Annotated in this window: 12 protein-coding genes and 1 pseudogene; 9 read left to right on the forward strand and 4 right to left on the reverse strand. The window is 62.0% G+C overall.

Annotation, left to right across the window (positions count from 1 at the left end):
- Together EN884_RS16600 and EN884_RS16605 are read left to right on the forward strand one after the other, a co-directional pair.
- Nucleotides 1–420, forward strand: a pseudogene (locus EN884_RS16600) (threonine dehydratase); the annotation flags it as partial.
- Between the two features lie 8 nt (nucleotides 421–428).
- Nucleotides 429–989, forward strand: a complete 561-nt coding sequence (locus tag EN884_RS16605; protein WP_024503867.1) for a DUF1697 domain-containing protein — start codon at nucleotides 429–431, stop codon at nucleotides 987–989.
- An 8-nt stretch (nucleotides 990–997) separates the two neighbouring features.
- On the opposite strand, the gene EN884_RS16610 is transcribed toward EN884_RS16605, so the two are convergent.
- Together EN884_RS16610 and gloA are read right to left on the reverse strand one after the other, a co-directional pair.
- Nucleotides 998–1,288 (reverse strand): DUF2218 domain-containing protein, encoded by a 291-nt coding sequence (locus tag EN884_RS16610; RefSeq protein WP_027160411.1) that lies wholly within the window; start codon nucleotides 1,286–1,288, stop codon nucleotides 998–1,000.
- 146 nt (nucleotides 1,289–1,434) lie between these two features.
- Nucleotides 1,435–1,875, reverse strand: a complete 441-nt coding sequence (gene gloA, locus EN884_RS16615) for a lactoylglutathione lyase (RefSeq protein WP_013531328.1) — start codon at nucleotides 1,873–1,875, stop codon at nucleotides 1,435–1,437.
- Nucleotides 1,876–2,113: 238 nt separating this feature from the next.
- Here gloA and EN884_RS16620 point away from each other — a divergent pair, with 238 nt between their 5' ends.
- The 3 genes from EN884_RS16620 to EN884_RS16630 are packed head-to-tail and all read left to right on the forward strand — an operon-like array spanning nucleotide 2,114 to nucleotide 4,062.
- Nucleotides 2,114–2,689, forward strand: coding sequence for a cold-shock protein (locus tag EN884_RS16620; RefSeq protein ID WP_174564974.1), 576 nt, complete (start codon nucleotides 2,114–2,116; stop codon nucleotides 2,687–2,689).
- Between the two features lie 24 nt (nucleotides 2,690–2,713).
- Nucleotides 2,714–3,274, forward strand: coding sequence for a DUF192 domain-containing protein (locus EN884_RS16625; RefSeq protein ID WP_013531330.1), 561 nt, complete (start codon nucleotides 2,714–2,716; stop codon nucleotides 3,272–3,274).
- Nucleotides 3,275–3,294: 20 nt separating this feature from the next.
- Nucleotides 3,295–4,062 (forward strand): alpha/beta hydrolase, encoded by a 768-nt coding sequence (locus EN884_RS16630; RefSeq protein WP_063168102.1) that lies wholly within the window; start codon nucleotides 3,295–3,297, stop codon nucleotides 4,060–4,062.
- Nucleotides 4,063–4,147: 85 nt separating this feature from the next.
- On the opposite strand, the gene EN884_RS16635 is transcribed toward EN884_RS16630, so the two are convergent.
- A complete protein-coding gene (locus EN884_RS16635; RefSeq protein WP_063168101.1) occupies nucleotides 4,148–4,750 on the reverse strand; it encodes a hypothetical protein in 603 nt (200 codons plus the stop codon).
- Nucleotides 4,751–4,897: 147 nt separating this feature from the next.
- Between EN884_RS16635 and cysE the strand changes: the two genes are divergently transcribed.
- A complete protein-coding gene (cysE, locus tag EN884_RS16640) occupies nucleotides 4,898–5,746 on the forward strand; it encodes a serine O-acetyltransferase (protein WP_013531333.1) in 849 nt (282 codons plus the stop codon).
- Nucleotides 5,747–6,056: 310 nt separating this feature from the next.
- The gene (locus EN884_RS16645; RefSeq protein ID WP_013531334.1) at nucleotides 6,057–6,260 is read left to right on the forward strand and encodes a DUF3126 family protein; all 204 of its coding nucleotides are present in this window, start codon (nucleotides 6,057–6,059) and stop codon (nucleotides 6,258–6,260) included.
- Nucleotides 6,261–6,322: 62 nt separating this feature from the next.
- Here EN884_RS16645 and EN884_RS16650 read toward each other — a convergent pair whose 3' ends face one another.
- Nucleotides 6,323–7,048: a hypothetical protein gene (locus EN884_RS16650; RefSeq protein ID WP_063168100.1), complete on the reverse strand. Its 726-nt coding sequence runs from the start codon at nucleotides 7,046–7,048 to the stop codon at nucleotides 6,323–6,325.
- Nucleotides 7,049–7,173: 125 nt separating this feature from the next.
- Between EN884_RS16650 and EN884_RS16655 the strand changes: the two genes are divergently transcribed.
- Together EN884_RS16655 and EN884_RS16660 are read left to right on the forward strand one after the other, a co-directional pair.
- Nucleotides 7,174–7,515 carry a hypothetical protein gene (locus EN884_RS16655; protein WP_063168099.1) on the forward strand — a complete coding sequence of 114 codons (342 nt, stop codon included), beginning with the start codon at nucleotides 7,174–7,176 and terminating at the stop codon, nucleotides 7,513–7,515.
- A gap of 19 nt (nucleotides 7,516–7,534) precedes the next feature.
- Entirely contained in the window at nucleotides 7,535–8,074 is a 540-nt protein-coding gene (locus tag EN884_RS16660) for a gamma carbonic anhydrase family protein (RefSeq protein ID WP_024503875.1), read from the forward strand.
- The last annotated feature ends 39 nt before the right edge of the window (nucleotides 8,075–8,113 follow it).

Consider the following 8,113-nt stretch of genomic DNA (forward strand, 5'->3'; position numbering starts at 1 on the left):
GGCGTCGTGCTGGAGCCGGCCGGCGCGCTGGCGATCGATGCGCTCAAGGATTTCTCCAAGAAGGAGATCAGGGGCAAGACGATCGTTGCCGTGGTTTCGGGCGGCAATTTCGATTTCGAGCGGCTGCCGGACGTCAAGGAACGGGCGTTGCGCTTCGAGGGTCTGAAGAAATACTTCATCATCCGTTTTCCGCAGCGGCCGGGCGCGCTGCGCGATTTCCTCGAACTGCTCGGACCCGACGACGACATCGCCCGTTTCGAATATCTGAAGAAATCGGCGCGCAATTTTGGTTCGGTGCTGATCGGCATCGAAACCAGGGACCGTCGCAATTTCGATCTGCTCAAGGCGAAGTTCGAGGCCGAGGGCGTTCAGTATCAGGACATCACCGACAACGAGACACTGGCCGGGTTCATCATATGAGCGATCGAATGGTTGATCCGGGAAAAATCTTCGTCGCGCTGTTTTCCGGCATCAATGTCGGCGGCAACCGCATCGTCAAGATGGCGGAGCTGCGGTCGTTCTTCGAGGGCCTCGGCTTTTCCGACGTCGCCACCTACGTGCAGAGCGGCAATGCCGTGTTCCGGGCGAAGAAAGGCGACGCGGCGGCACTGGCGAACCTGCTCGAAGCAGCCTTCGAGACGAAATGGGGGTTCCATTCGCGCATCATGGTGCGCGATCTCTCCTGGTTCGAGAAGCTGGTGCGCGAAAATCCCTATCCGGAAATTGCCGCGGACCACACGAAGCTGCACGCCTATGTGCTGGAACGCGAGCCGACCGCCGATGAGGTGGCGCGGCTGACCGAAAAGTGCACCGGCCCCGAACGCTTCGAGATCAAGGGCGATGTGCTCTACCTCAGCGCACCGAATGGGCTGGGCAAATCGGTGTTTGCCGGGCTGATCCCGCGCACGCTGAAAGTGCCGGGTACCGCGCGCAATTGGCGCTCGGTGCAGGCGCTGCTGGAGATGGCCGCACACGCCGGTGAGAAGTAGTTGGCTGGCTAGGCGGAAGTTGGTTTCCAGTCGAAGGTCAGTTCTTCGCGGAAAGCAAAGCGCTTGATGTGATCGGCGACAACGCTTTCCAGGCGCTCGATCGATCCTGCTTCGTCAGTCGACACCGTGACATGCAGCGCTGCGGCATCGGCAGCCATGACGGTACGGCCCATTGAGAGATCGATGGTGCCATGGGTGGGATCGAACTCGACCGGGAATTTGTGTGCCCAGTGCTTGCACAACTGCTGCAGGTAGCGGCTGGCATGTTCGGTGGCGACGTCGGCATGGCTGGTCGGCATGAATTCTCCTGGGCAAGCGCCCTTTTGCATGGCTGGGCGCCGGCCAAGCCTGGCGCCTCAGCCAGACAGATAGGCGCCGCCCCTGAAAAACCAAACGGTAGCGGGGCCGTCAGCCTGGCATTGTCCGCTCAAGACAGCGTGATCGGCTACCAGCTTCCGGTGTTCGCCATCGAAGCCCAAGGCTCGGCCTTGGCCTTGGCCGGGCCTTTCTGCAAAAGCTCGATCGAGATGCCGTCCGGCGACTTGACGAAAGCCATGTTGCCGTCGCGCGGCGGCCGGTTGATGATGACGCCATTGTCCATCAGATGCTGGCAGGTGGCGTAGATGTCGTCGACCTCATAAGCGAGGTGGCCGAAATTGCGCCCGCCCTTGTAGTCTTCGGGATCCCAATTGTAGGTCAGTTCGACCAGCGGTGCCTTTTCATTGATGCCGCTCTCCTCGTCTTCCGGTGCGGCGAGGAAGATCAGCGTGAAGCGGCCCTGCTCGTTTTCGTAGCGGCGCACTTCCTTGAGGCCGAGCTTATTGCAGTAGAAGTCGAGCGAGGCATCGACGTCGGCGACGCGGATCATAGTGTGCAGATAGCGCATGTGATTTCCTCGATAAATTGCGTTGCGGCGCAACATAGGGTCGGCCCTGTCAAAGGGCAATCGTGCGGCGGTGCGCAATGCCGGCAAAGAACAAATCCGGTATTGCCCCAATGAACCGTGAAAAAAGGCACGGCAGGTCTTGCACACACCGGAAGCCGCAGTGTTAATCTGTTGGCAAGAATCAGTTGCGGTGTTCTTGAAAAGAGGGGGCATTCTTATGGGGGAAAAGGCCTCTTTCATGGGGCGGGACGGAACCCTTGGCGACGCCTTGCAGCGTGACGAAGGCGGCGACGCTTCTGATCTGCTCGAAGTAGCCGGCGCCATCAAGTGGTTCGATGTGGCCAAGGGTTATGGTTTCATCCTCCCGGATGACGGCATCTCGGGCGACATCCTCCTTCATGTGACATGTCTTCGAAGAGACGGCTTTCAGACGGCGCTGGAAGGCGCACGCGTGGTCTGCCTCGTCAAGCATGGCGAGCGCGGATTGCAGGCCTTCCGTGTGCTCTCCATGGATGTCACCACCGCGGTCCACCCGGCCGAGATGCAGGAGCAGCGCACCCATGTCGCGGTGACGCCGGAGAGCGGTCTCGAACGCGCCTTGGTAAAATGGTTCAACCGCACCAAGGGGTTTGGTTTTCTCACCCGCGGCGAGGGTACCGAGGACATCTTTGTCCATATGGAGACCTTGCGCCGTTACGGTATCACCGAGCTTCGGCCCGGACAGGTCGTGCTGGTTCGTTTCGGGCGCGGCGACAAAGGCCTTATGGCCGCCGAAATTCACCCCGATATGGGGACCTTGCCGGTCTCGCACTAGGGCGTTTCCGGCCGAGGATCTCGAATGGCTTACAGGAACTGGCTGACCGCGGGCGCGATGTGCGCGATTGCCTTCGTCGCCGCCGCCGGTGGTTACTTCTATTCCGAAAAGCCAACCTCGGCGGACAGCCGGGCAATGATCCTTCCGGCCGATCCGGCGCCATTGGTCGTGGTGACGAAAGGCGGTGATCGCTCTTTCTCCATCGAAGTCGCCGACACCGCCGCGGAGCGCGAGGCTGGCTTGATGTATCGCCAGGACATGGCGGACAACCACGGCATGCTGTTTGTCTTCGAGGTCCAGCAGCAGGTTGGCTTCTGGATGCACAACACCCCGATGCCGCTTGATCTGATTTTTGTCGGCCAGGACGGCAAGATCCGGGCGGTCAAGCACGGCGAGCCGCAATCAGACGCCGTCATTTCGCCTGGTGTACCGGTGCGCTTCGTGCTTGAGCTCAAGGCCGGCACTGCCGCCAGGAACGGCATCGAGTATGGCGACCTTTTGCGCCATCCGGCGGTGGGCACGGTGTCCGGCCCCGGCATGCCGCCCGCCGACAATGGCGATGCACCCAATGGCGGTGGCGGTTGAGTGCGCAAGCGGGGTCGCTGATGCAGTTTTTCACCCATGACGGCTTCGATCTTGCTTTCCTCGAGCGCCAGCCGGAATCGGGCGAGGGCGATCCGGTGCTGATGATCCACGGCTTCGCTTCGAGCCACTATGTCAACTGGGTGTCGCCCGGCTGGTTCAAGACGCTGAACGATGCCGGTTACCGCGCCATCACCTTTGACAATCGCGGCCACGGCGCGTCGTCCAAGAGCTATGATGAGGCCGACTATACGCCGGTCAAGATGGCCTCCGATGCCACTGCCTTGCTCGACCATCTCGGCATCGAGCGCGCCCACGTCATGGGTTATTCCATGGGCGCGCGCATCGCGGCGTTCATGGCGCTGTCCGATCCGGACAAGGTGGTGACGCTGGTCTTCGGCGGCCTCGGCATCGGCATGATCGACGGTGTCGGCGATTGGGATCCGATTGCCGACGCGCTGCTTGCCGAAGATCCGGCCGCGACCAGCCATCCGCGCGGCCGGTCGTTTCGCGCCTTCGCCGACCAGACCCGCAGCGATCGCCGTGCCTTGGCGGCTTGCATCGCCAAATCGCGCGAATTGCTGAGCGAGCAGGATGTTGCCCGCATCGCCCAGCCGACGCTGGTCGCAGTCGGCACCACCGACGACATAGGCGGCTCGCCCGATGAGCTTGCAGCGTTGATGCCGAACGCCAGGGCCTTCCACATCGAGGGCCGCGATCATATGCTTGCCGTCGGGGACAAGACCTTCAAGCAGCGCGTGCTGGAGTTCTATGCCGAAAATCCGCTCTGAGCGGAGGGCCCGGGCAGCGAGAAGCAGTGCCGTAGTCGGGGACGAGGCTGCTTGGCATCGTGATAGGCGCCTATCCTGATTGTCCTTAGCCGTTTGCAAGGGCCGCCAGCGATCGCGCAATGTTTTCCCGGGCCTGCGGTTCGAAGCGCTGGCGAAACTCTTGCGTGTGGAAGATATGCGGGCGGGCGAGGAAACTCTTCAAGACCGCACTGCGTCCGGCTCGCCACATCAGCTCCTCCACCCAGTGGTACTCGCGCCGCACGGCGCGCTCATAGGCGTCGAAGGCGTCCGGCGCGGCACCCAGGATCGACAGGTCCATATCCAGGAAAAGACTTGCGTCCCGTGTGGCCGTCGCGCCGTCGAACGGCGGCACCTGGTGCGTGGCGGTGGCGACAATCATTGCCGAGATGCGGTCGAGACGTGAAGGATCTGTGCGGCCCGCCAGCTTTTTTTCGGCAAGGGCGGCACTTTGCGCCTCATTGTCCTTGGCCCTGCTGTCATAGACGGCATCGTGGAACCAGATCGCCGCTTCGATCGCCTCGGGATCGGCCAGCAACCTTCGATAGTCGCCAGCCAGCGCCAGCATCGCCTCGATATGGGCAAGGTTGTGGTAGTGGCGGCCCTGTGCCCGGTAGAGCCCTGAGAGCTCGCTTTTCAGCGCGTCGTCGATCAAGGGTTCGTTTTCCATGGCTGCTTGAATTCCCGCGAACCAAATCCATTTGACAAAGCACTAAGGAAAATTGAGTTCAATCGTGCTATGATCTGGCTTATATGTGCGGCCGGGCAGCAGGCAAGCACAACAGGCAAGCCAGGCAGGACGCAGGACGAGACGGCGATGAACAGCATCAGCATTTCCCGACACAGCGCATTGAAGCCGGTCGATCCGATCTGGCGTTCGATCCGCGACGAGGCCATGGAGGCTGTCAACCGCGACCCGCTGCTCGCTGCATTCCTCTATTCGACCATCCTCAACCAGGACAGCCTGGAAGAAGCAGTCATTCATCGGCTGGCCGAGCGGCTGGCGCACCAGGACATCGGCTCCGATCTCATCCGCCAGACCTTCAAGTCCATGCTGGCCGACGACAAGGAGTGGCCGACGACGGTGCGTGTCGACATCCAGGCCTATTACGATCGCGATCCGGCTTGCGACCGCTTCATCATGCCGGTGCTCTATTTCAAGGGGTTCCACGCCATCCAGACGCATCGGCTGGCGCATTGGCTGTGGAACCAGGGGCGCAAGGATTTCGCGCTCTATCTGCAGAGCCGCTCGTCCTCGGTCTTCCAGACCGACATCAACCCGGCCGCCCGCATTGGCAAGGGCATCTTCATCGACCACGCAACCGGCCTCGTGGTCGGCGAGACCGCGGTCATCGAGGATGACGTGTCGATCCTGCATGGCGTGACGCTGGGCGGCACCGGCAAGGCCGGCGGCGACCGCCACCCCAAGATCCGCTACGGCGTGCTGATCGGCGCCGGCGCCAAGATACTCGGCAACATCGAAATCGGCCATTGCTCGAAGATCGCGGCCGGCTCGGTGGTGCTGTCGCCTGTGCCGCACAACAAGACGGTTGCCGGCGTGCCGGCCCGCGTCGTCGGCGAGACCGGCTGCGATCAGCCGTCGCGCCAGATGGACCAGCTTTTGCCGTCGCAGACGATGGATCAGGTCGTCAGTTTCGACATCTGATTGTCATATGTCCGCTGCCTGAGGCCGTGGGCAGACATGGGCGATTGTTCTCGCCCAAGGTCTTTTGAGATTCAGGTCAGGCCGAGCCGAAATGGTGGGTTCCGAGAACCGGAGCGGAGCGTACGTTTGGGTACGTGAGCACAGTTCTACCGCGACGCGGTAGAACGGGGAAGCGCAGGAAACCGCCATTTGCAGGCCGGCCTCACGTGAATATCAACAGACCTTAATCAGGCCGCTTGCCTTTACATCGCCATTGTCGACGTGCCAGAAGCGCGTTCGAACGAGCAAGCCCGATGATCGGAGAAGACTGTTGAAGCCGGACGAAATCAGAAAGCTGGACGCCTATTTCAAGCGCGTCTTCCAAAACCCCAAGCTTGAGGTCAAGGCGCGGCCGCGCAAGGACGATTCGGCCGAGGTCTATGTCGGCGACGAATTCCTCGGCATCGTCTTCAAGGACGAGGACGACGGCGACTACAATTTTTCGATGGCGATTCTCGACATCGATCTGGCCTGAGCCAGCAAATCTTGCGGTCGGCCGGCTCATGCGGCCGGCCAGCCGGTTCCCTTGAAGCGTTCTTAACGTCCCGCCTTCAGAACGCGCCCGGCTTCGGTGGCGATTGCCGCGTCGAGCGCCTGCCAATCGCCCAGAAACTCCCTTGGGAAGCGATAGGTGAGGCTGAGTTCGTCGCCGACCTGGATGTCGCGCTCGCAGGGCGCCAGCGATTGGTCGGCACTCGGCCCGCTCAGGCAACGGGCCACGAACGGCTCCTTGCCGGGGCGATTGCCGACAACCAGCACCTCGTTCAGATAGCCTGATTTCTCGTTGAAACCATAAATCATCGTGCCGCCAGGCCCGGCAGTGCCGGGTCGGATGATCAGCGCGCTGTAGATCGGCGCGAAGCGGCCGCTCATGTCACGCGACATCATCTGCTGTTCGAAGGACAGGAAGACGATGCTTTTGGCTGTTCCCGTATGGTTGAAATCATCTCGCGCGGCCTCGCTGTAGCCGTCCATCTGGGGATAGCGCAGATAGAGGTCGAGCCGCGAGGCGATGCCGTCGCGCCGGGCCTGGGCGAAACGGATGGCATTGGCCGGGACCGTGATGACATTGTTGCCGATCACCACCTGGTGGGCTGTTGCGTCGTCGGTGTATCCGGCCATGGCGATCGAATGGCCGAACCATTTGCCGGCAAGGCTGATCGCCACCGACAACAGGGCGAGCACCGCGAACCCGTAGAGCACCCGCTTCATCAGCCTGGAATCGACCACGGTGAGTTCGTTGGCGAGCGCTGCCTGCTTCATCTCAGTCCTCGGATCTCGGGCCGCCCGTCCGCCTGCAGTGTCCCCGGGCGGCACACATCGCACGGCATGGCTCTTGCAGCCTGCATGGAACGACTGTGCAATTTCATGGTAAACGGAAAGTTAAGATGGGACCGCTGGAACTCACACTCTTTGCTTTTGCCGTCGGGTTGACGGCCTGCGGGCTGGCCGGATCGGCCATGGAACTGGTGTCGGGCCGCAAGGTCGCCTTCACCGAACCCTATGTGTCGCCGTCACATGTCTTGCGCTCGCTGCTCGCCACGGCCTGTGCGGGACCGTTCATGCTGGTCAACGACGCCATCGATGCCCGGCGTCAGCGCCGCATTTCAACGTTGGCGCTGATGTCCTGCGGCTGCACGGCAATTGCGTGGACCTTGGCGCTGGGCGTCGTCGTGCTTGCCATTGCCTCATGGTCGGTCCGTCTCCTAGGGTCCGAGCTGCCAGCTTGAGACGATTCGGAGACCAGGAATGCCGCTTTATGCGATCGATGGAACAGAGCCCAGCTTCGCCGATGCGGACTCGAACTGGATCGCGCCCGATGCGACGCTGATCGGCGACGTCAGGGTCGGACGCAATGCCGGCTTCTGGTTCGGCGCCGTCATCCGGGGCGACAATGAGCCCATCGTCATCGGTGCCGACACCAACGTGCAGGAACATACGGTCATGCACACCGATCCCGGTTTCCCGCTGACGATCGGCGAAGGCTGCACGATCGGCCACCGCGCCTTGCTGCATGGCTGCACGATCGGCGACAACAGCCTGATCGGCATGGGCGCCATCGTGCTGAACGGCGCGAAAATCGGCAGGAATTGCCTGGTCGGCGCCGGTGCGCTGGTTACCGAGGGCAAGGAATTCCCGGACAATTCGCTGATCGTCGGCTCGCCCGCCAAGGCGATCAGGGTGCTGGACGACGCGGCCGTGGCAAGGTTGCGCGGCTCGGCGGCGCATTATGTCGCCAACGGCAAGCGCTTCAAGGCGGGGTTGAAGAAGGTTTTCGAACGGCCATAGCCAGAAATGGCGGAGCCGGCCCGGGGACGGGGCCGGCTC

The sequence above is a fragment of the Mesorhizobium sp. M7A.F.Ca.AU.001.01.1.1 genome (assembly GCF_004022735.1).
Lineage (GTDB): Bacteria > Pseudomonadota > Alphaproteobacteria > Rhizobiales > Rhizobiaceae > Mesorhizobium > Mesorhizobium ciceri.